Origin of the sequence: Photobacterium lucens (assembly GCF_009873615.1) — a bacterium.
GTDB classification, from domain to species: domain Bacteria; phylum Pseudomonadota; class Gammaproteobacteria; order Enterobacterales; family Vibrionaceae; genus Photobacterium; species Photobacterium lucens.
Genome location: NZ_SSMG01000180.1, coordinates 1 through 21,123, shown reverse-complemented (window position 1 = coordinate 21,123; position 21,123 = coordinate 1). Strand labels below are relative to the sequence as shown.

The 21,123-nt window shown below is 41.3% G+C and carries 19 protein-coding genes; 9 read left to right on the top strand and 10 right to left on the bottom strand.

Going from position 1 to position 21,123, the window contains the following annotated elements; translation table 11 throughout:
• The first annotated feature begins 48 nt into the window (after positions 1 to 48).
• Both dcuC and E5A76_RS08565 read left to right on the top strand, forming a co-directional pair.
• Positions 49 to 1,416: an anaerobic C4-dicarboxylate transporter DcuC gene (gene dcuC / locus E5A76_RS08570; RefSeq protein ID WP_161118657.1), complete on the top strand. Its 1,368-nt coding sequence runs from the start codon at positions 49 to 51 to the stop codon at positions 1,414 to 1,416.
• Positions 1,417 to 1,524: 108 nt separating this feature from the next.
• Positions 1,525 to 1,860 (top strand): hypothetical protein, encoded by a 336-nt coding sequence (locus E5A76_RS08565; RefSeq protein WP_008987385.1) that lies wholly within the window; start codon positions 1,525 to 1,527, stop codon positions 1,858 to 1,860.
• A 7-nt stretch (positions 1,861 to 1,867) separates the two neighbouring features.
• On the opposite strand, the gene E5A76_RS08560 is transcribed toward E5A76_RS08565, so the two are convergent.
• A complete protein-coding gene (locus tag E5A76_RS08560) occupies positions 1,868 to 2,635 on the bottom strand; it encodes a ribonuclease H1 domain-containing protein (RefSeq protein WP_161118656.1) in 768 nt (255 codons plus the stop codon).
• A 130-nt stretch (positions 2,636 to 2,765) separates the two neighbouring features.
• Between E5A76_RS08560 and E5A76_RS08555 the strand changes: the two genes are divergently transcribed.
• Positions 2,766 to 4,040, top strand: a complete 1,275-nt coding sequence (locus E5A76_RS08555) for a mechanosensitive ion channel family protein (protein ID WP_161118655.1) — start codon at positions 2,766 to 2,768, stop codon at positions 4,038 to 4,040.
• Between the two features lie 74 nt (positions 4,041 to 4,114).
• On the opposite strand, the gene E5A76_RS08550 is transcribed toward E5A76_RS08555, so the two are convergent.
• Both E5A76_RS08550 and E5A76_RS08545 read right to left on the bottom strand, forming a co-directional pair.
• Positions 4,115 to 4,723, bottom strand: a complete 609-nt coding sequence (locus tag E5A76_RS08550) for a putative adenosine monophosphate-protein transferase Fic (RefSeq protein ID WP_161118654.1) — start codon at positions 4,721 to 4,723, stop codon at positions 4,115 to 4,117.
• Between the two features lie 2 nt (positions 4,724 to 4,725).
• On the bottom strand, positions 4,726 to 4,950 hold the full coding sequence (locus tag E5A76_RS08545) for a YhfG family protein (protein WP_161118653.1): 225 nt from the start codon (positions 4,948 to 4,950) through the stop codon (positions 4,726 to 4,728).
• Positions 4,951 to 5,152: 202 nt separating this feature from the next.
• Between E5A76_RS08545 and E5A76_RS08540 the strand changes: the two genes are divergently transcribed.
• Complete coding sequence (locus E5A76_RS08540) at positions 5,153 to 7,486, top strand: YgiQ family radical SAM protein (protein ID WP_161118652.1); 2,334 nt, start codon at positions 5,153 to 5,155, stop codon at positions 7,484 to 7,486.
• A gap of 181 nt (positions 7,487 to 7,667) precedes the next feature.
• Entirely contained in the window at positions 7,668 to 8,666 is a 999-nt protein-coding gene (locus E5A76_RS08535) for a phospholipase A (RefSeq protein ID WP_107165275.1), read from the top strand.
• Between the two features lie 70 nt (positions 8,667 to 8,736).
• Here the strand turns inward: E5A76_RS08535 and E5A76_RS20380 are convergent, their stop codons facing one another.
• The gene (locus E5A76_RS20380; protein WP_164488050.1) at positions 8,737 to 8,892 is read right to left on the bottom strand and encodes a hypothetical protein; all 156 of its coding nucleotides are present in this window, start codon (positions 8,890 to 8,892) and stop codon (positions 8,737 to 8,739) included.
• A gap of 197 nt (positions 8,893 to 9,089) precedes the next feature.
• Positions 9,090 to 9,833: a YggN family protein gene (locus E5A76_RS08530; RefSeq protein ID WP_161118651.1), complete on the bottom strand. Its 744-nt coding sequence runs from the start codon at positions 9,831 to 9,833 to the stop codon at positions 9,090 to 9,092.
• A gap of 225 nt (positions 9,834 to 10,058) precedes the next feature.
• Here E5A76_RS08530 and E5A76_RS08525 point away from each other — a divergent pair, with 225 nt between their 5' ends.
• Entirely contained in the window at positions 10,059 to 10,538 is a 480-nt protein-coding gene (locus E5A76_RS08525; RefSeq protein ID WP_053986806.1) for a LabA-like NYN domain-containing protein, read from the top strand.
• Positions 10,539 to 10,594: 56 nt separating this feature from the next.
• Here the strand turns inward: E5A76_RS08525 and E5A76_RS08520 are convergent, their stop codons facing one another.
• The gene (locus tag E5A76_RS08520; RefSeq protein WP_053986807.1) at positions 10,595 to 11,281 is read right to left on the bottom strand and encodes a cation transporter; all 687 of its coding nucleotides are present in this window, start codon (positions 11,279 to 11,281) and stop codon (positions 10,595 to 10,597) included.
• A gap of 158 nt (positions 11,282 to 11,439) precedes the next feature.
• Here E5A76_RS08520 and E5A76_RS08515 point away from each other — a divergent pair, with 158 nt between their 5' ends.
• The 3 genes from E5A76_RS08515 (at position 11,440) to aqpZ (ending at position 14,188) form a co-directional block, all read left to right on the top strand.
• Positions 11,440 to 12,324, top strand: coding sequence for a LysR family transcriptional regulator (locus E5A76_RS08515; RefSeq protein ID WP_053986808.1), 885 nt, complete (start codon positions 11,440 to 11,442; stop codon positions 12,322 to 12,324).
• 113 nt (positions 12,325 to 12,437) lie between these two features.
• Positions 12,438 to 13,262 (top strand): UDP-2,3-diacylglucosamine diphosphatase, encoded by an 825-nt coding sequence (locus E5A76_RS08510; protein WP_161118650.1) that lies wholly within the window; start codon positions 12,438 to 12,440, stop codon positions 13,260 to 13,262.
• A 236-nt stretch (positions 13,263 to 13,498) separates the two neighbouring features.
• A complete protein-coding gene (gene aqpZ, locus E5A76_RS08505) occupies positions 13,499 to 14,188 on the top strand; it encodes an aquaporin Z (RefSeq protein ID WP_008987398.1) in 690 nt (229 codons plus the stop codon).
• Between the two features lie 71 nt (positions 14,189 to 14,259).
• Here aqpZ and ydiJ read toward each other — a convergent pair whose 3' ends face one another.
• The 4 genes from ydiJ to E5A76_RS20375 all read right to left on the bottom strand — a co-directional run bounded on the left by ydiJ (position 14,260) and on the right by E5A76_RS20375 (position 21,063).
• Complete coding sequence (gene ydiJ / locus E5A76_RS08500; protein ID WP_161118649.1) at positions 14,260 to 17,322, bottom strand: D-2-hydroxyglutarate dehydrogenase YdiJ; 3,063 nt, start codon at positions 17,320 to 17,322, stop codon at positions 14,260 to 14,262.
• Positions 17,323 to 17,523: 201 nt separating this feature from the next.
• Complete coding sequence (locus E5A76_RS08495; protein ID WP_237459287.1) at positions 17,524 to 19,056, bottom strand: bifunctional NUDIX hydrolase/phosphatase PAP2 family protein; 1,533 nt, start codon at positions 19,054 to 19,056, stop codon at positions 17,524 to 17,526.
• A gap of 108 nt (positions 19,057 to 19,164) precedes the next feature.
• Positions 19,165 to 20,613 carry an NAD-dependent succinate-semialdehyde dehydrogenase gene (locus tag E5A76_RS08490; RefSeq protein WP_161118648.1) on the bottom strand — a complete coding sequence of 483 codons (1,449 nt, stop codon included), beginning with the start codon at positions 20,611 to 20,613 and terminating at the stop codon, positions 19,165 to 19,167.
• 288 nt (positions 20,614 to 20,901) lie between these two features.
• The gene (locus E5A76_RS20375; RefSeq protein ID WP_164488051.1) at positions 20,902 to 21,063 is read right to left on the bottom strand and encodes a hypothetical protein; all 162 of its coding nucleotides are present in this window, start codon (positions 21,061 to 21,063) and stop codon (positions 20,902 to 20,904) included.
• Positions 21,064 to 21,123: the final 60 nt, after the last annotated feature.

Genomic DNA, 21,123 nt, shown 5'->3' with positions numbered 1-21,123 from the left:
TAGTAACAAGTTTTAATAATTAGATATTTGTGTAGTAAAGGAGTTTCCATGACGGAGCTATTAATAGGCTTGGTGATCACCATCGCTGTGGGCTATTACATTGTAAAAGGATATAAGGCTGCGGGTGTGTTATTAACCGCAGGTATTTCTCTATTAATTATTGCAGGTTTATTAGGGCATTCAGTTCTACCCGCTAAAGTAGCGTCAACGGGTAACTTATTCACTGATTCTCTTGAGTATGTGAAATACATGCTGCAGTACCGAGGCGGCGGCTTAGGTCTACAGATCATGTTACTTTGTGGTTTCGCTTCTTACATGACACACATTGGTGCTAACAATGTTGTTGTTAAACAATTCTCTAAACCACTGTCATGCATTAAATCACCGTATGTTTTGCTGGTTGCAGCTTACATCGTGGCATGTTTAATGTCGCTTGCCGTAAGTTCAGCAACAGGTCTTGGTGTGCTATTAATGGCAACCCTATTCCCAATGATGACAGCAATGGGTATTTCACGCCCAGCAGCGGCTGCAGTGTGTGCTTCTCCTGCAGCAATCATCTTATCACCAACATCTGGTGATGTTGTTGTTGCGGCTGAGAAATCAGGCTTACCACTACACGTGTTTGCAGTAGAAACCGTTCTTCCTGTTTCTATCTGTGCCATCATCGTAATGGCTGTAGCGGCTTTCTTCTGGAACAAATATCTTGATAAGAAAGACAACACCCCAATGGAGCGTGTTGATATTTCTGAAATGGAAGTGAATGCACCGGGTTACTACTCTATCCTACCGTTCCTACCAATTATTGGTGTATTCGTATTCAACGGTGAAACAATCCCTGGCTTGAAGCTAGATATTTACACCATCGTTGTTCTGTCTATTGCTATTGGTGCAATGGTTGATTTCTTAACTAACCGCCTAAACGGTAAGATCACCCTTGATAACCTAGAATCTTGCTACGCAGGTATGGGTGACGCATTTAAAGGCGTAGTGATGCTATTAGTGGCTGCGGGCGTGTTTGCACAAGGTCTAATGACGGTAGGTACTATCGATAACCTACTAGCACTTGCTGATAAAGCGGGTGCGGGCGGTATCGCGCTAATGCTATTACTAACAGCACTAACAGTAGCTGCTGCGATTGCAACGGGGTCAGGTAATGCACCATTCTATGCATTCGTTGAGCTTGCACCACAGCTTGCGGGTAAACTAGGCCTAAGCCCTGCTTTCCTTATTATCCCAATGCTGCAAGCATCGAACCTTGGTCGTACCATTTCACCAGTTTCTGGTGTTATCGTTGCGACATCAGGTATGGCGAAGATCAGCCCATTCGATGTGGTTAAACGTACGGTTGTTCCTGTGGTTTGTGGTCTAATCACTGTGATTTTAGGTACGCTAGTATTAGTGCCTATGTACGCATAAATATTGCAATAAACTCAATACGAAAGCCTGTTACCGATGTAACAGGCTTTTTTTATGAGCGTTAACACGGCAAAATAGCGCACCACTCTTTTTATAAGTGCTTTGAACGTGGATAAACAACAAGCTATTTTCCAAATCCTCAGTTTTGGTCCTCAGCGTGATGAGGCTTTTTCTGTTTACCTAAATGCAGAATCTCAACCTGATGACGCCCCTTTTCTTGTCACAAAAACATTACTCATAAGCGTCTTGCATCAATATTTAGCGCAAACCATTGATGACGACGATTTAGAACAATGGGCAAACTTGATCAACTTTCGTGACGATATTAACGGAGAGGCAATTGAAGACTGGCTATATGCGCTAGCCAATCAAGAGATGATGGGAAATGGCGATAAGAAAGCGAACATTGAACGTATGCTCGCTTTACTGAGTGATAGCGAATAAGGCGTGATTAACCTGCTCTTAGGGCTAAAATCGTCTCAATATCTAATGGCTGATCGTATTGGCTAAATGGCATTTCTTGCTTATCAACAGCTAAAATCGACATGCGATCTGCCAATTCATTACCCTCAATACCAACGTGACCATTCACATGATGAATTTGGATCTTACTTTTAACTGCCTGATAACGCTCAAACATAGGCTGAATTAAATCAAGGTTTTTGATCTCTCCTCCTGCTTTCTTCCAACCATTTTTCTGCCACGTGACTGCCCATTGCGTGATACATTGAATCGAGTATCGAGAATCACAAAAGATAGCAACAGTATGATTTTTTTCAATCATGCTTTGCGCCATGATTAAAGCCTGATTTAGGGCATTTAATTCCGCTGTGTTATTTGTGCCATTGGGGTTATATAAGCCAAACCACAACTCACTTAGTTGATTATTGTTATATACCGCAAGCCCAGATCCCGCTTTACCCGGATTAGGATCGCAACCACCGTCTGTAAAAATTTTAATTTGGGTTTCTACTGCCAATACTTGTTCAGCAGTCAGTGAGCCTTTACTGGTTGTTGGCTTTTTAACTGGGGCTTTTGTTGTTGATGTACGAGAATATGTCGGTGCTTTGTTACCAAAAGCGGCTTGTGCTTCTGCTTGCGTTGGAAAAGACTTATATTTTGCACCAGCAAATTTATCGACCTGTTGTTTGCAACTTACCCAATCAGTATAAATTCCCGGCGTTCGTCCTTGCCATACTACATAAAACTTTTTAGCCACATCGGTCTCCGGCATATATCATTGTGTATTCAGTTATATACTAACCTTGTCAGGTAACTTTTTCAGGTAACTTTTCAAGTATCAGAGCAGTTTTATTTTCGCCAACATCACTATTAAATGGAGAAAACAGTTGAGTAAAGAGATACGCGCAGATATTGCCCATGTTTTATCTCAAGTAGGTATAAACATTGAGCCACAAGATAATATTTCTACTGCCTTTTTTATGGTGCTATGTTGTGCGGGTGCTTTTCTATGCTACGTCATTGTGCGCTGGGGATTACTTAAAATCGTCAATGCTATGCTTAGGCGATCCCAAGCTACATCAGGACCAATTATTGTCAAACATGCGGTTTTTGAAAAATTATCTCTAACAATCCCAGCGATTGTTCTTAACTTATTAATCCCTTTAGTACTTGATAAGCATGCCATTTTAAGTGGGCTTTTCGATCGAATATTAAGCCTGTGGTTGCTTTTTGCACTAATCCGAAGCATCTATGCCTTACTTGATGCAGGCAACGATATTGCTGATGTGAAATTGATGAGCCGCGATTTACCTATTAAGAGCTTTGTTCAATTATTCAAATTGATCATTTTCTTAATTGGTTTCATTATTGCGATCTCTGTGCTCGCTGAACGTTCACCTATTTACTTCCTCAGTGGCTTAGGTGTGGCTACTGGTTTTATGCTGTTAATCTTCCGAGATACTATCTTAGGTTTTGTGGCAGGTATTCAATTATCAGCAAACCGTATGGTTAAAGTCGGTGATTGGATCCAAATGGATAAGTACGGTGCCAACGGTAATATTGATGAAGTGTCATTAACTACCGTCAAAGTAAAAAACTGGGATAATACCGTCACCAATATTCCAGCTTACGCACTGGTTCAGGACTCCTTTATCAACTGGAGACAAATGCAAGAGTCGGGCGGTCGTCGAATAAAACGAGCCATTTTAATTGATATTGATAGCATTAAATTTATTAACAGCGATGAAGAACAGCAGCTGCAAACGATCGATTTTGTACCTGCTGTGATTGCGAATATAAAACAAAACTTAAATCCACATAGTGGGCTAACGAATATTGCTGTATTTAGAGGCTACCTTGAGGCTTACCTCAAACAACACCCGAAAATTCGTCAAGATATGACATTTCTAGTACGCGAACTCGATCCTTCACCTGAAGGTTTACCCGTTGAGATCTATGTCTTTGTTAATGATACGCGTTGGGCATTCTATGAAGCGGTTCAGTCTGATATTTTTGATCACATCTTTGCTATTCTGCCGCAATTTAACCTTGCCGCTTACCAAAGCCCGGCATCATTTGATTTACGCAGTTTAAAAACACCAGAAGAGCCGACTCCAGAATCACCGTCGCTTTCGGAACGCAACAATATAGAGGCCGAATAAGCCAAAAAGCCAAAAAGCCATCTTATCTAGAAAGATCACGAGTAAGATGGCTTTTTCTCGAGTACCTAATGTCATCAAATAAATTTCTCATTATCAGGTAATTTCACACTGCGTCTAAAAACATTCTGCATCGGAACATAATTACAGTAATAACCTTGAATATTCGCTTCTAGCCATTGTTCAGCAGTCACGCTACTAAAATTAATGTTATAGCCACAATTAATCACAATATGTTCAAACAAAATCCGTTGGGTACGTCCGTTTCCCTCTCTAAAAGGATGTAAGACATTAATATCACAGTAATACTGCGCTAACCGTTCCACCAGCTGTTCAAATGGCAATCCCACTAAATAATGCTCTGATTCTAACTGTGCAAATAAACGCTCAGCTTCAAGTTGTAACCGATTCACATTACAAAAACGGGTGTCATCTTTTGATATGTCAATAGTTCGACATTTCCCCGCCCATTCAAACAAATCATCAAATAGCCATTTATGCAATTGGCAAAAATACGCGAAATCATAAGGCGGCGCTGAAAATTCAATCCCCATGGCGGCAAGGGTATTAAATTGTGTTTCCGCTTTATCTAATAACACTTCATCGTAAATATTTAATTTGTTGATCAAGACGCCAGTGTCATCATATGTGTATGGGTCTTGCTCGGTACCGTACTTATTTGCCACATCTACACCTTTTCAGTGCCTGCCTGCTTATAATGACGAATGAGTTGCTGGCGTAATTCATCACGTTTACGCGCATTTTCTACTAACGAAGGAACTTCAATTTCGTAGCCTTCTAACCGCATACTTTGCGCAAAGTTTTCCATTTTCACTTGCTCACAATACGCATGTTTATCAGCAAAACTCTTTAATGGTGACGGTTCCTGTTGTCCTTGCTTCTCCTCTTTCATCCATCCCCTCGCTTAATCGTTATATCCAATATGTATATTTGTAGTTATGAACTGCTCGATAAAACATTTTTAGCATAGTTGGCTATTATAAAAATAATGCTTCAGTATTGATTTATCCTTAAAAATTCTCAGGTTTTATAAGGGCTAGTCAGTGATACTGCTAACCGCTATAATTCCCGCCTCAAAATATAGAGGTCAAAACATGCACACTAAAGTAACACCAATTAATAGCTACCCGAAATATTGGGCTGAGTGCTATGGCACAGCACCATTCTTACCGACATCACGTAAGGAAATGGATGCATTAGGCTGGGATAGCTGTGACATTATTATTGTTACTGGTGATGCCTATGTCGACCACCCTAGTTTTGGTATGGCGGTTATCGGTCGCCTACTTGAATCTCAAGGTTTCCGTGTCGGTATTATTGCCCAGCCTAAATGGGATAATAAAGATGAGTTCATGAAACTGGGTAAGCCAAACCTTTTCTTTGGTATTACCGCAGGTAACATGGACTCAATGATCAACCGCTACACAGCCGATCGTAAACTTCGTCACGACGATGCTTACACCCCGAACAATGAAGGGGGTAAACGTCCAGATCGTGCCGTATTGGTTTATTCACAACGTTGTCGTGAAGCATACAAAGAAACACCGATTGTACTTGGTGGTATTGAAGCAAGTCTGCGCCGTTTAGCGCACTATGATTACTGGTCTGACAAAGTACGTCGTTCAGTATTAATGGATGCGAAAGCTGACATTCTTCTCTTTGGTAACGCAGAGCGTGCACTGGTAGAAGTTGCTCACCGTCTTGGTAATGGCGAAGATATTAAATCAATGACCCGCATTGCAGGTACTGCTGTGATGCTAAAAGACGTACCTGAAGATTACAAAGAAATTGATTCTTCACGTATTGAAAAGCCAGGTCGTGCGATGGTGATGCCAAATCCATACGCTACCGAAGAAAACTGCGATAACAACAAGCAAGAACAAAAAGAACAAGCACAAGTAGTGCGTGTTCAACCTTCTCGTCACGATGCAGCATCAACAGTTGTTCGTCTACCATCGTACGAAAAATTGGCTAATGACCGTATCCTTTACGCTCACGCTAGCCGTGTGATGCACCTAGAAACTAACCCGTACTCTGGTCGTGCTCTCGTGCAGAAACACGCTGATCGTGAGCTTTGGGTTAACCGTGCACCTATTCCTCTAACTACAGAGGAAATGGACTTTGTATTCGGTTTACCGTTCGCACGTATTCCTCACCCAAGCTATGGTAAAGCCAAGATCCCTGCTTACGACATGATCAAAACATCCGTTAACATCATGCGTGGCTGTTTTGGTGGTTGTTCATTCTGTTCAATTACCGAGCATGAAGGTCGTATTATTCAAAACCGTTCAAAAGAGTCGATTTTGAATGAAATTGAAGAGATCCGTGAAAAAGTACCGGGCTTTACTGGCACCATTTCTGACTTAGGTGGTCCGACTGCGAACATGTACCGTTTAGGCTGTTCCGATGAACGTGCTGAAGCGAACTGTCGTCGCCCTTCATGTATCTTCCCTAAGATCTGTGAAAAGCTTAATACCGATCATAAACACACGATCGATCTTTACCGTGAAGCGCGTAACTTAAAAGGCGTGAAGAAGATCATGATTGCATCGGGTGTGCGTTATGACTTGGCGGTTGAATCACCAGAATACGTTCGTGAGCTTGTCACTCACCACGTGGGTGGTTACTTAAAGATCGCCCCAGAACATACCGAGAAAGGCACGCTTGATTTGATGATGAAGCCAGGTATGGGCACGTTTGATCGCTTCAAAGAAATGTTTGATAAATACAGTAAAGAAGCAGGTAAAAAACAGTACCTGATCCCTTACTTTATTTCAGCGCACCCAGGCTCTACTGATGAAGACATGCTTAACCTTGCATTATGGTTAAAGCAAAACGATTACCAGTGTGATCAGGTTCAAAACTTCTATCCATCGCCAATGTGTAATGCTACTGCGATGTATCACTCTGAAACCAACCCACTGAAAAAAGTGAAATACAAAGGTCGTGACGATCTGTTTGTGGCTAAAGGTGAACGCCAGCGACGCTTGCATAAAGCTCTGCTGCGTTACCATGATCCAGCAAACTGGGCGCTAATTCGTGACGCATTGATTTCAATGGGTAAGAAGCACCTTATCGGTAATCGTCCAAGCTGTTTAGTACCGCCAGCAGGTACAGAAGCAGAAATGACACCTGCGGAGCGTCGCGGATCGGGTCGTCATGGTGCAAAACGCTTTGCGACTAAGCACCCTAACCAGCCAGATATTCGCAAAGATGGTAAACGTAGCCTATCAACTCGCAATGGCAAGCCAGCTGGTAATGGCAAACCGTCTGCAAACGGCGGTAACGGTAACCGCAGTAATAACAACGGTGCTAAGCGTCCGACATCAGGTAATAACGCTGGTGCTCGTAATGGTAAACCAGCAACAAACCGTAACGGTAAGGCAGGTCGCCCAAATAAGCCAACACGTAGTCGCGCTGGTGCATAATTCCTAACAAGAATAAACAATGCGATATAAAAACGCTGCTTTTAATGCAGCGTTTTTTATTTAACCAAACATTGACAATTGATATGTATAATAGGAACGTATTGATAGTAAGTAACTAAAATATCTTATATTTTATTTACGTAAGTATTCATAACGACTTATTCAGGGAAGTTTATTCACTGTGAAATCTATTACTCATTTTTTCTTATTCACGCTATTCACTGCGCCCACAATGGCTTTAGCCTCATCTGACGACGACTATGACGCGTGTCTATTAAACGCAGTAAAAAATCAAAGCGGTGAATTGACCATTAACCAAATCCGTACCCGTTGCCAGAAAATCGTCACTCATGCAGATAATACGCCTGAAACTCCGATGATCACGCAACGTCTACAACATGAACGTGAGACTACATTTGACCCATTTGTGATCACCCCTCATCGTATGAACTACTTTCTGCCAGTCACGTTAACTGACAGTATTAACCGCGCTGCGTATGCAGGTTCTGAGTGGGATAACCATTTAAAAAATGCTGAAGCCGAATTTCAGATCAGCTTTAAAACCCCACTGAATTACGATGATCTGTTAATTGATGGTGATGGACTATTCCTTGCCTTTACGCTTAACTCGTACTGGCAGGTTTATGCTGGTGATATTTCTCGTCCATTTAGAGAAACTAACTATCGACCAGAAATGTTTTATCTTGCACCAACCCCTTGGACACCATTTGGTGGTAATACATGGGCAACCATAGGTATTGAGCACCAATCGAATGGCAGAACTCAAGGGCTTTCTCGTAGTTGGAACCGTGTATATACGGATTTGATTTTTGAAAAAGGTAACTTCGCCTTTACTGTGCGACCTTGGTGGCGCATTCCCGAAGACGACAAGAAAGAGCCCAATTCTCCGTCAGGAGACGACAACCCAGATATTGAAAAATACATGGGGCATTTCCAAGTCGGTGCGGTTTATAAGTGGGATGATTATGAATTTAGCTTTGTTGGTCGTGAAAACTTCGCCACCCATAAAGGCTATGGTGAATTAGGCTTAACCTTCCCACTATGGGGTAAACTACGTGGATATACTAAGTATTCTACGGGTTATGGTGAGAACCTAATTGATTATAACCACAAGCAGCAACGTATTGGTGTCGGTATCGCACTAACAGATCTACTGTAATTACGGCTAAAGTAAGATACTAAAAGACAACAAAAAGGCATGAGAGATCCTATCTTCTCATGCCTTTTTATTAACGAAATAATTCAAACGCCATAAAAATAATCGCTGCGCTTCCCAATACCGAAAACAGACCAAGCACCACTTTTCGTTGATTGGTTGGTGACATAAAACGCATCACCCAGTATGCAAAAAGTAATAGACCAATAATCACTGTAATCTTTATCATTCGTGTCTCCTATCAGCCTTAATTACTTTGAATCCCCTAAGTGTGCAACCACACGCAGACGTTAATTCTTCCTTAAAATACACTAGCTTATTAATGCTTTATCTTATTAGCTTAACACATAGTTCAAATTTAGAACAAAAAGTGAACACAAACAAAAATAGCGCAAAACTGCGCTATTTCATCACTCACCAATGCGATTAAATTTCAAACATAGGTACATCTTTAAGTTGCGGGATCGCTTGTTGAAGTTGCTTCTCTTGTTCTGCTAATCCTTCAATCGAGCCACAAAGCGCATTCGCCTTCACTTTCATTTCATCACTTCGCTGTACCATTTGCTCACTTAAACGATTCTTTAAATCAGCAAACTTACTCTGTAGCTGAGTAAAGTCTAAATTACCATTTTTCATTTCTTCAGAAAGTGCTGCAAACACCCCAGCGACGGATTCAACGCTCACTTGTTTCATGGCAGATTCAAACTCTGTTTTCCAATCACCATCCATTGAAGAAAAGACCTCAGCTGGCATGACAAATTCGCCTTTCGAGTTATAAAACTTGTCATGTGCTTGCTCACCTAAGTGATTAATCAAACTTTGCACCTGATTAAAGGCATCTTTAGATTCAAAACTATTAGCAACCGTGCCTAATACATCTGTCGCCATCCCTACCCCTTCTTGGGCTAATTGCGCCATTTGTGGCAAATAGATTTGAACATCTTTACTGTAAGCATCTATCGCTTTTTGCTGCACCGCTGTTAAATCCACCTTTGAGCCATTGATGTACAGATCATTATTTTTATCGATCACCAATTTAGGTTGACCTTGTTCATATACAGAAATACCGCCATTTTCAATATGGATAGGATTGGGTACATCAACCGGACAGCTCTGAGCAAAAGCAGAACTTGACGTTAATAACAAAGCACCAATCAATAACTTATTCATATGTATCGCATCTCTTAAATCGTCTAAAGACAATATTTTTCTCTTTATTAAGACCACATTTTTCTATTTTTATTCCATCTAGTATCGCAATAGTATGCTTTTAACGCCTAATACTTAACTTACTGATGAAAAAACAAGCAAGAACGGTACAGTGTTCAATAAAAGTTGAATTATCAACGTCAATTCTGCACCATAGCCTTTATATTCAACCAATTTGGAATTCTCGTGGAAAAAGTTGCTATCTTTGTCGATGTACAAAACATCTACTACACAGTAAGAGAAAAATATCACGCTAACTTCGACTACAACGCCTTCTGGTCTGAAGTATCACAAGACAGAGAAATCGTTGCAGCTTACGCCTATGCCATCCACAAAGGTGATGAGAAACAAAGACAATTTCAAAATATTCTGCGAGCAATTGGATTTGATGTAAAACTGAAGCCCTTTATCCAACGTAGTGATGGCTCAGCTAAAGGTGATTGGGATGTGGGCATCACGTTAGATGTGATTGAACATGCGCCAGAAGTGGATCGTATTATCCTACTTTCAGGTGACGGTGACTTTGATCTACTGGTAGATAAAGTACAAACAAAATATAACGCCATCGTTGAAGTCTACGGCGTCCCAGGATTAACAGCCGCTTCTCTTATCAATAGCGCAGCGCATTACCGCGAAATTGAAGATACCCTTTTACTCGGTCGCTAAATTTACCAAATAAAAATAAGGCCAGTTCTATCATAATAGAACTGGCCTTATCTTATTTATTTCATCGCATGGGCAAACTGATGACCATGATGATGGTGAATATCTAATAACTCGTGAACTGAATGCCATACCATTTTTACTGGTACAATGATGAAGTATACAGAAGCTAACACTACCATCACTGGATCGGCATAGGTTGCGTAGTCAGCATATTTCGTCATCATCAATAATTTCGCGATAAAGAAACCAGCTAAAACAGCCACACTGATCACGGTATCCATCACCCACTGCTTAGCTTCCGCTTGTGCTAATGCAGAATCAATGTTCTGACTTTTTAATTTAATATAACGGTATGTAGCATAACAACCCACTACGCTTACCATACCAAAGGCTAGTGCTACGCCTGCGTTAATGTCACGACCACCAGCTAAAATTGCTTCTACTGCAGAGTAGAAAGACCATAAACACATTACTGCAATTACACTACCTTTGATAGCTATTACAGATGGTTCAATCATTGCAAATTGAGGGGTATTTTTATCCACTTCAGGCTTATTGATATAGTGCGCTGCACCAAGTGATAGCATTGTTAATGCTAAGCTGACCAGTGAATAGGCACCATCAAACACAATTACCAACGAGCCAACAATTGACCCTAAAACAATCCCTATTACTGCAAATGAAAATGATGATACTGTTGACAACAACAGCAGACCACGCTCTTGTTGTATCTTGCTAGACATATAAACCTCAATCGACAAATTATTCGTCGTTTTTTGTTGTAGAATGAATCTGAGTACATAATAACGTGACCTAGGATCATGACATAATCACTGAGCGACAATTTTTTCGTCGCCACATTGAGCATCAACGTTCTTATTCTTAACTGGTGATACCCTGTATGAGAACCAACCAAATTGAAATGTTTTTGTATGCAATAAAAACAGGTTCTATCGCAGAAGCCGCGAGAAAACTCGGAAAAAGTCGTACAACAGTCAGTGCAGCATTAAGTGCATTAGAAGATGAATTAGGAATAGCCCTATTAAACCGAACGGGAAACCAAATTATTCCCACCGACGTTGGTGATGCCATTGCTAACGATTTCGAGCGTATGTTGTTAATTGCCCGTGACATAGAAACACGCTGTGCGCAGCATCTTGCAGGTGTTGAATCAACTATTCGTATCGCGCGTGATGATTCGTTGCCTGAATCGGTATGGCGAAAACTATTACGGGAAATTCGTCATCAATTTCCACAAACCAGTGTGTCTATCTATAGTGCGCCACCGCAAGAGCTAGAAGAAATGGTGACGCAAAACCTCGTTGATGTCGCATATGGTTTAATACCTGACACTCATCAACTCTCACGTTTACATCAAATCGATTTAGGTCAGATCCGCATGATGTCCGTGGCGCACAAAGATCACCCTCTGAGCCAACTGCGTAAAGTGACCAGCGCCGATCTTGAACGCTTTACTGAAATTGCTGTGGCCTATATTGATGAAGAAAACTTAAAAATCGTCACACCGAAAGCGGGCAAATACATTGCCTTATCGTTTTACGAGCATTTGCGTGATGCGGTATTAGATCAAACCGGTTGGTCATACTTACCTGCAATTTTAATAAAGCAGCACCTGCGTGAAGGCACGCTAAAAGTCATCAAATATAACCGCGCAATGAACTGGCAAGCATATGGTGAAGTAGTAGAAAGTGAGTCTCGTCGAACCCCTGTTATCAAATGGCTCTCCGATCAAATTGAGACTTACCTGTTTGACGAAAGTGATTAATACTTGATAGACAAAGTTAAAAATCGCGACACCGGATGTTCATCAAATAGCCACTTAAGGGTCATATAACAGCGATAGCGTAAAAATTCATCCTAAACAGAGTACTGTTGATCATGAATATCAATACCTATCGCACTCTATGGTTATCCGATATACACCTTGGCTGTCGCGATTGTAAAATAGATTATCTGCTCGATTTCTTTGAGCATAACCAAGCAGAGACCATTATTTTAGTTGGCGACATTATTGATCTCTGGTCACAAAAACATCGCGCCTACTGGCCTCAAAGTCACCATGCCCTTCTTAACCTACTCGTAGATAAAGCACATCACGGCTGTAAAGTCATTTATATCCCAGGTAATCACGATGAGAAAATTCGTGACTTCTTACACTACGATTTTGGTCATATCCAACTCGAACGCCAATACATTCATACCACGGCAATAGGCAAAAAAATCTTAGCGCTCCATGGTGATGAGTTTGATGATTACGTTACCGTTAACCGTTTTCATAGCTATTTAGGCGACAAAGGTTATGACTTTTTACTGTTTCTCAATCGTTGGTTACACGTCACTCGTCGCAAAATGAACAAGCCCTATTGGTCACTGGCAAGCTATTTAAAACAGCGGGTCGATAAAGCTCATCAAGCCATTGCTCGTTTTCGCCAAGCAGCTATTAGACATGCTGAAAGCCAACAGGTCGATGGTATTATTTGTGGCCATATCCACCAGCCTGACTTACGTCTATGTAAGGAAATAATATATGCCAACAGCGGTGATTGGGTGGAAAATTGTACATTATTGACCGAAACCCATGATGGCATGATCCAACTTCGCCATTGGACTGACACACATTGCCATATAATTGCTGATACAAAAGACTTCTTTAAAAGTGAAAAAACGACTTTACGGCCACCTTCACACGATCACGCAGCATAAGAATACACGTACTCAACAATTTTCGTAACGCGTTGATTAAATGACATAAAAATGACAATTTAAGCATTTTCACCACCTTTAGCTTTCGTAATTTTTGCTATAATAACCATGAATTTAGTTGAATTAAGATAAATTAAGATAATTTAACTTTATAAAATATGGACGTCTCTAGATTGAACGGTGTTTTTAATTCATTATGTGCGCCGTTTTTAGTTAAGTAAGGAAAATGAAATATGATGAAAAAATTGGTTGCCGAGTTCATCGGTACATTCTGGTTAGTGCTAGGTGGTTGTGGTAGTGCTGTTCTTGCTGCTGCTTACCCAGATCTTGGTATCGGTTTCCTAGGTGTTGCACTAGCATTCGGTTTGACTGTTGTAACTATGGCATACGCGATTGGTCATATTTCAGGCTGTCACCTAAACCCTGCTGTTACTGTAGGTCTATGGGCGGGTAACCGTTTTCCAACAGGTGAAGTCGTTCCATACGTAATTTCTCAAGTTCTTGGTGGTATCGCTGGTGCTGCTGTGCTTTACGTTATTGCAAGTGGTCACGCAGGTTTCGATCTTGCTGGCGGTTTCGCATCTAACGGTTACGGTGAGCACTCTCCAGGTCACTACTCACTACTATCTTCTTTCGTAACTGAAGTAGTAATGACATTCATGTTCCTATTTGTGATCCTAGGTGCAACGCACAAGTTAGCATCACCACAAATGGCTGGCCTAGCAATTGGTCTTGCACTAACACTAATCCACTTGATCAGTATCCCTGTAACAAACACATCAGTAAACCCTGCTCGTAGTACGGGTCCTGCTCTGTTTGTTGGTGACTGGGCAACATCTCAACTATGGATGTTCTGGGTTGCACCACTTATCGGTGCGGTTCTGGCAGGTTGGGTATACCGTTGGTTAGCACCAAATAACGACTAATCTCGTTATTGCATCAAACACAAAAAGCGAGCATCAGCTCGCTTTTTTAGTATCTACGCTTGATCAAATCATTAAGCTTCTTGTACCGCTTTTAATAGCACTTGCACTGGATGCTTAAACTTAATGTGTTCAAAACGTTTAACTTGGCTTCGACACGAATATCCCGTCGCCATACAACGTGAATTATCAAGTTGCTCGATATTCGGTTTCCAGCTTAAGTTATACACCCCTTTTGAGGTTTCTAACTTATCCTTCTCATGACCGAACGTTCCCGCCATCCCACAACAACCCACTGCGATAGATTGCATTGTGATACCAAAGTGATTGAAGATTTCTCCCCACTGCTTTTCTGCATTTGGCAACTTGGTTTTTTCTGTACAGTGCGCAAAAAGATACCAAGGCTTATCATCTGTTGAACTGTATTGCTTTAGCTCTGGTAACAAAGGTAATAACCACTCATGCGCAGTTAATACTTCGAACTTACCACGGGTTTCTTTCAATACTTCTGCGTACTCATCGCGATAACACAGCACCAATGCAGGATCGACTCCGACCATCGGAATATTGAGCACGGCTAATTGATTTAAGAAATCAGCAGTATTACGTGCAGTTTTAGCAAATTGACGTAGGAAACCTTTTACATGCTGCGCTTTACCATTGGGCTTAAACGGCACCAAAATCGGCTTTTTACCAAGCTTTTCAATTAAACTAATGAAGTCTTTCACCACTTCTGCATCATAGTAGCTAGTAAATGGGTCTTGAACAATTAAAACGTAATTCTTACGCTCTTGTTCTGATAAAGCCTGTAACCATTGCAGATCAAAACGCAATGCATGATGTCCATCTAACTGCTCGTTCAACGTTGGTAACGACAATAGTGGCATATCGACATAACCGATGGCTTTTTCTGTCAACTTTTTCGACCACTGCGGACGTGTAATCGCATTCATCACACCCGGTGCTTTTGCCATTAATGGCAAGTAACTTTCAACGTAAGCCACCAGATAATCTTTGGCTGGACGTTGATAACGACTGTAGTAAATGTTCATAAAACGAGAGCGGAAACTAGGTACATCGACTTTGATTGGACACTGACTCGCACACGCTTTACAGGCTAAACAGCCATTCATTGCATCCATGACTTCATGAGAGAAATCGTACTGCTTACGACGCTCACCATAACTGTTTTTTAGACGATCAATGATTTGTTTAATCGTCGGAGTAGTGGTTAGTAGCTTTTGCTCTAACTCATCAGCATTAACGCCTTGTTCCGCTAATTGACGCAACCATTCACGAACAAGCCCTGCTCGTCCTTTTGGTGAATGACGACGATCTGCGGTGATCTTCATGGATGGACACATAGGTGAGCTTGTATCGTAATTAAAACACAAACCATTGCCATTGCATTCCATCGCTTGTTTGAAGCTATCACGGGTATTAACTGGGATCTGGCGATCGTAGAAACCACGTTTACGATCGTCAACTTTCACTAACTGATCATCACTGCCGAGTGGTGTACAAATTTTACCGGGATTTAAACGGTTATTTGGATCAAAGGCTGCTTTAATGCGACGAAGTTCAGTAAATAACTCATCACCAAAAAATGCCGGGCCATATTCAGACCGGAAACCTTTACCGTGTTCGCCCCACATTAAACCGCCATATTTCGCCACCAGCGCAACCACTTGATCAGAGACTTCCTTCATCAAACGTTCTTGCTCAGGATCGCACATATCCAACGCTGGGCGTACATGGAGCACCCCTGCATCGACGTGACCAAACATGCCATAATTCAGCTGTTTTTCATCCAGTAATTGACGGAACTCTGCGATAAAATCGGCCAAGTTTTCAGGTGGGACACAAGTATCCTCTGCAAATGCAATCGGCTTTTTACTGCCTTTAGCTGCACCTAATAAACCCACCGCTTTTTTACGCATAGTGTAGATCTTTTGAATACTGGCTAATTCATCACACACTTGATAGCCAATGATCCCTGCTTGGTTAGCAGCAATCATTTCATCGAGTTTTTCACACAACGCGCTAACTTGCTGCTGGTTTTCAGCCACATCATTACTGGCATATTCCACCATGTTAATACCAAGCATTTCTTTACCCGGTACATCGGTCAGCAAATCATTTACGGTGTTCCAAACAATATCTTGTTTCGCTAGGTTTAATACTTTTGAATCAATAGTTTCAACAGATAACGCCTGCGCTTCAACCATCATAGGTGCATTACGCAGGGCAGAATCAAAACTGTCGTATTTAATGTTCACTAATGTGCGCGATTTAGGAATAGGTGTAATGTTCAGTTTGGCTTCTGCGATAAATGCCAGTGAACCTTCTGCACCACACAATAATCGACCAATATCAAACTGAGTCAGCGCATCATCGTAAACATTTTTTAAATCATAACCGGTAAGAAAACGGTTTAATGGTGGGAACTTATCAATAATTTGCTGGCGTTTATCACGACAAATCTGTGCCGTGGTTTTAACCACTTTCGCCGCAAGCTCATCACCATCAATCGCATTAATTTGAGTATCATCTAATGCTTCTGTTGTTAATACCGAGCCATCGACTAACACCGCAGTCAGTGATAATACATGATCAGACGTTTTACCGTATTTTAGTGAACCCTGCCCTGAAGCATCAGTGTTAATCATGCCACCAACGGTAGCACGATTACTGGTTGAAAGATCGGGTGAGAAAAAGTAACCGTGTGGGCGCAACGCATCATTCAGTTGATCTTTCACAACACCGGTTTGAACATGTACCCAACCCTCTTCAGGATTGACTTCTAATACCTTGTTCATGTGGCGAGAAATATCAACCACCACACCCGGTGTTAATGATTGACCATTAGTACCAGTCCCCCCACCACGAGGTGAAAACGTAATTTTCTGATATTTATCTTGCTGACCAACTTGGCCAAGCAGTTTCAGATCATCAATATCTTTTGGTAAAACGACAGCTTGAGGAATAACTTGATAAACACTGTTATCCGTTGCCACTGCAAGACGACTGGCATAACTCTTTTCAATGTCGCCACGAAAGCCAGCCGCTGATAATTCGTCAAGATAAGACAGTACCAATTGCTCGATACTATTTTGATGGGTTAATGCAGGTAACATTGTGCTCCTTTTCCAGTGTGCGCTATCGCTGATAGCGAAGTCGTTTCCTACGACTACTGGCCTTCTCTAATTGAATATGTACATAGCCGTGAACACCAAGAATATACTCACGGCAAATCAAATTTTAGAAATAGTTATCCCTTCACTTTACCTTACAACGACATGGAACAAAACAAGCAATCGCACTTAGGCTGTAATCGCTCAATAAGTTTTACGCCCATATCTTCGGTAGATGTAATCTGTTAAAGCAAAAGTGGCTCCAACCAGTGCCATAACCGTGATAACTTTAATCAGCAATAGCGCAGCGGTACTGATCACTATATGGGAAAGCCCCAGTCCTGCAGCACTGATGACAACGACAGCCATGATTAAACTACACCCTAAGAAGAAACGAGTTGACCAAGCAATTGTGTTGTCCTGTCGCTTATGCAAAACAAAAACAACGCTGCTGATCGCTAATGTACATGCCAGTAAATAGACTTGTTGAGGTACTTGGAAATAGCACACTGCAACAAAAATCACGGCACTAAATAAAGCCCAGCATCGCCAGTTCCAAATATTATTTAGCATCAAGCCGTTTCGCTGCCATTGAATCAACACTAAAGCGAGTAGCGTTCCAACTGTCACGCCCAATAAGGTATCAGACATGAAATGTACCCCTAACCATACGCGTGCGACGGCTTGCAGCACGATAGCCAAGATAAACAACGGCAGTACCTTCATACGAAATACTTTTATATCCGTAATCGCATCTGTTTTAAAACGGTTTATGAATAAAGGTAAGCTGTACCAAAGCATTAACCACAACACCGTCGCCATAAAGGTATGCCCACTCGGCAATCCAAAACCACTGGCAGAGGCTTGTTGTAACTCAGGCCAAATATAAAAAGGTCGAGGAGATGCCAACCACAGCTTCATCACCGATGCGGTAAAAGTCACAGACAATAAAATACTAGCAAGAGCAAGCAAGCCTGTTGTGCCAAATCCAATCGCAGCAATAAGTAGTAACACACCAATAAATAGTTTCTCACCTGGCAAATTAAATACCCACAGAACAGTGCTAAACGCACGATGAGTGAGCTCTGAACTGCTTTTAATCGTTTGTTGAAACGCTTGGATCTGATGTAACTCCCACTGATGTAGCGGGCTAATTGATTGATAATCTAACCCGTTATCAGTCACAGCGCTTTCTGGTACTTGTTTAAGCCAAGGGCTAAGCAATGGCACATCATTTGGGTAGCGATAATCAGCTTTAGTAATGTTATCAACCGAGAGTAAATATACCCGCTTCACTTCTTTGGCAAAATGCTTGGCTTGCCATGCGCTTACCAATAAATCATCAGGATCTATTTTGGCTAATGGCTTTAAGTAAGGCGTTACTTTTGAGGTAGGGATCGGCTGTTTAGCCACACAAGCAAATACCGTGGTATTACCACGAAGTTTTAGCAGTTTTACTGCTTCAACATGTAAACCTGTTTCTTCATAAACTTCACGCACTGCCGCTTGTTCTGGCGTGTCATTTGGATCGATTTGTCCGCCGGGTAACGCTAATTTTCCTGATATTTCTTCTTTGATCACAAGCACCTTATCACCATGACGGATCACACATGCCGACCCCACTAATGGAATAGCTTGTGCTGGCAATGCAGAGAAGAAGAAAAGAATAAATGACAATATGCCTAGCAATGATTTAAATACAGTTAGATTAGATTGAGGCATATCGATTCTCATCATGAAAAATGCCATCATAACAGGAATGAAGAAAGGAAAAATAGCTAAGAAACATCTTGTAACTTAGCTACTTAATCATTTAACGCTTACACAGTATGCGCACGAAAAGGCTTATAAGCCCCCCATCAGGGTATATTTCATCTCAGTATATTCTTCGAGCCCTTGATGCGCCCCTTCTCGGCCAATACCGGATTCTTTTACCCCACCAAATGGCGCAACTTCGGTTGAGATCAAACCTTCGTTTACCCCAACCATACCGTATTCCAATGCTTCACTGACTCTAAAAGCGCGCGATAAAGATTGGGTATAAACATACGCTGCTAAACCTGAATCAGTATTATTCGCACGATCGATAACATCTTGATCCTCAGTGAACTTAAACACTGCCGCCAATGGGCCGAAGGTTTCTTCACTCGCCACCAGCATATTATCAGTCACATTGCCAAGGACAGTTGGCTTTACAAAACATGTCGCTGATGGTTCACGTGTACCGATAACAAGGTTAGCCCCTTTCATCATTGCATCATTGATATGCTTCTCAACTTTTTCTACCGCAGCACGATTGATCAACGGACCAATGGTAACGCCATTGTCTAAACCATTACCGACAGTCAATGCAGACACTTTTTCAGCCAATTTATCCATGAATGCATCGTAAATATTACTATGGACATAAATACGGTTTGTACATACACAAGTTTGCCCAGCATTTCGAAATTTCGCGATCATCAATCCATCAATAGCACGATCTAAATCAGCATCATCAAAGACGATAAAAGGCGCATTACCACCAAGCTCTAATGAGACTTTTTTTACTGTTGGTGCTGATTGCGCCATTAATAATTTGCCAACAGCAGTAGAGCCAGTAAATGAAATTTTACGTACTCGTTTATTGCTTGTAAGCTCTGCACCAATTTTTACTGCATCACCAGTGATCACGTTAAATAAACCAGCTGGAATACCTGCACGATGCGCAAGTTCAGCTAGGGCAAATGCAGTATAAGGAGTATCAGGTGCAGGTTTTAATACCACCGAGCAACCTGCAGCAAAAGCGGGACCGCATTTGCGCGTGATCATTGCGGCCGGGAAATTCCAAGGCGTGATTGCTGCAACCACACCAACAGGTTGGCGAGACACTAAAATACGCGCATCTTCTTTATGGCTAGGGATCATTTCGCCATTCAAACGTTTTGCTTCTTCAGCGTACCACTCAACAAAGCTTGCTGCATAAGCGATTTCACCTTTTGCTTCCGCTAAAGGTTTACCTTGCTCTACAGTAAGAATATGAGCTAATTCATCACTGTGTGAAACAATTAACTCATACCACTGACGCAAGATCGTCGAGCGATGTTTCGCCGTGGTTTTTGACCACAAACGATAGGCTTTATCCGCCGCATCAATCGCAATATTGGTTTCTTCAACACCCATATGTGGAACATGGCCAATCACTTCATTTGTTGCAGGATTGGTAATATCCATAGTTTTGCCAGAAAAAGCATCGCTCCACTGACCATTAATGAATGCCTGTTGTTTAAACAAACTACCAAAAGAAAGGGACATTTATGTTTCCTATAATCTCATCAATATAATGAGTAATAACTCATGCCCAATTATTGTATTACAAAGAAAACATAGGTGCAGTAATAGTCATAAAACATGTGTTATTTCTTATTCTGCAATAACGATAATATTACTTTATTGCCTTATTTTTATTCAGAGAAATAAGACTAAGATAGGAATATTGAAGAAGGGGAAAATGACAACGAATACGTTATAAATTTTTGATATAGTATTGTTTTTAGATATGAAAGATGAAGCGGAATAATCCGCTTCACTAAAAATCTGATATTAACAGCGACCTTTCTTCGCAAGACCTGGAGGACAGTGACCACCGTGGCTGCCTTCAATAACAACACCTGGAACCTTAATGGTTGCTGGCTTGATTGATGGACCAGAAACTGTACATCCACCTAATGCGATAAGACCTAGAACTAAAATAAACTTTTTCATAACCACTCTCTATATCTAAAAGGGTTTTTATTCAAAAATGTTAGCTGAATTCTAAATGTC

What these genes read in the sequence shown, in the direction of transcription:
- E5A76_RS08520 (WP_053986807.1), bottom strand. Translation starts at nt 11,281, where the DNA reads ATGTCTAGCAAGATACAACAAGAGCGTGGTCTGCTGTTGTTGTCAACA.
- E5A76_RS08515 (WP_053986808.1), top strand. Translation starts at nt 11,440, where the DNA reads ATGAGAACCAACCAAATTGAAATGTTTTTGTATGCAATAAAAACAGGT.
- E5A76_RS08530 (WP_161118651.1), bottom strand. Translation starts at nt 9,833, where the DNA reads ATGAATAAGTTATTGATTGGTGCTTTGTTATTAACGTCAAGTTCTGCT.
- ydiJ (WP_161118649.1), bottom strand. Translation starts at nt 17,322, where the DNA reads ATGTTACCTGCATTAACCCATCAAAATAGTATCGAGCAATTGGTACTG.
- E5A76_RS08540 (WP_161118652.1), top strand. Translation starts at nt 5,153, where the DNA reads ATGCACACTAAAGTAACACCAATTAATAGCTACCCGAAATATTGGGCT.
- aqpZ (WP_008987398.1), top strand. Translation starts at nt 13,499, where the DNA reads ATGAAAAAATTGGTTGCCGAGTTCATCGGTACATTCTGGTTAGTGCTA.
- dcuC (WP_161118657.1), top strand. Translation starts at nt 49, where the DNA reads ATGACGGAGCTATTAATAGGCTTGGTGATCACCATCGCTGTGGGCTAT.
- E5A76_RS08510 (WP_161118650.1), top strand. Translation starts at nt 12,438, where the DNA reads ATGAATATCAATACCTATCGCACTCTATGGTTATCCGATATACACCTT.
- E5A76_RS08490 (WP_161118648.1), bottom strand. Translation starts at nt 20,613, where the DNA reads ATGTCCCTTTCTTTTGGTAGTTTGTTTAAACAACAGGCATTCATTAAT.
- E5A76_RS20380 (WP_164488050.1), bottom strand. Translation starts at nt 8,892, where the DNA reads ATGATAAAGATTACAGTGATTATTGGTCTATTACTTTTTGCATACTGG.
- E5A76_RS08495 (WP_237459287.1), bottom strand. Translation starts at nt 19,056, where the DNA reads ATGATGAGAATCGATATGCCTCAATCTAATCTAACTGTATTTAAATCA.
- E5A76_RS20375 (WP_164488051.1), bottom strand. Translation starts at nt 21,063, where the DNA reads ATGAAAAAGTTTATTTTAGTTCTAGGTCTTATCGCATTAGGTGGATGT.
- E5A76_RS08545 (WP_161118653.1), bottom strand. Translation starts at nt 4,950, where the DNA reads ATGAAAGAGGAGAAGCAAGGACAACAGGAACCGTCACCATTAAAGAGT.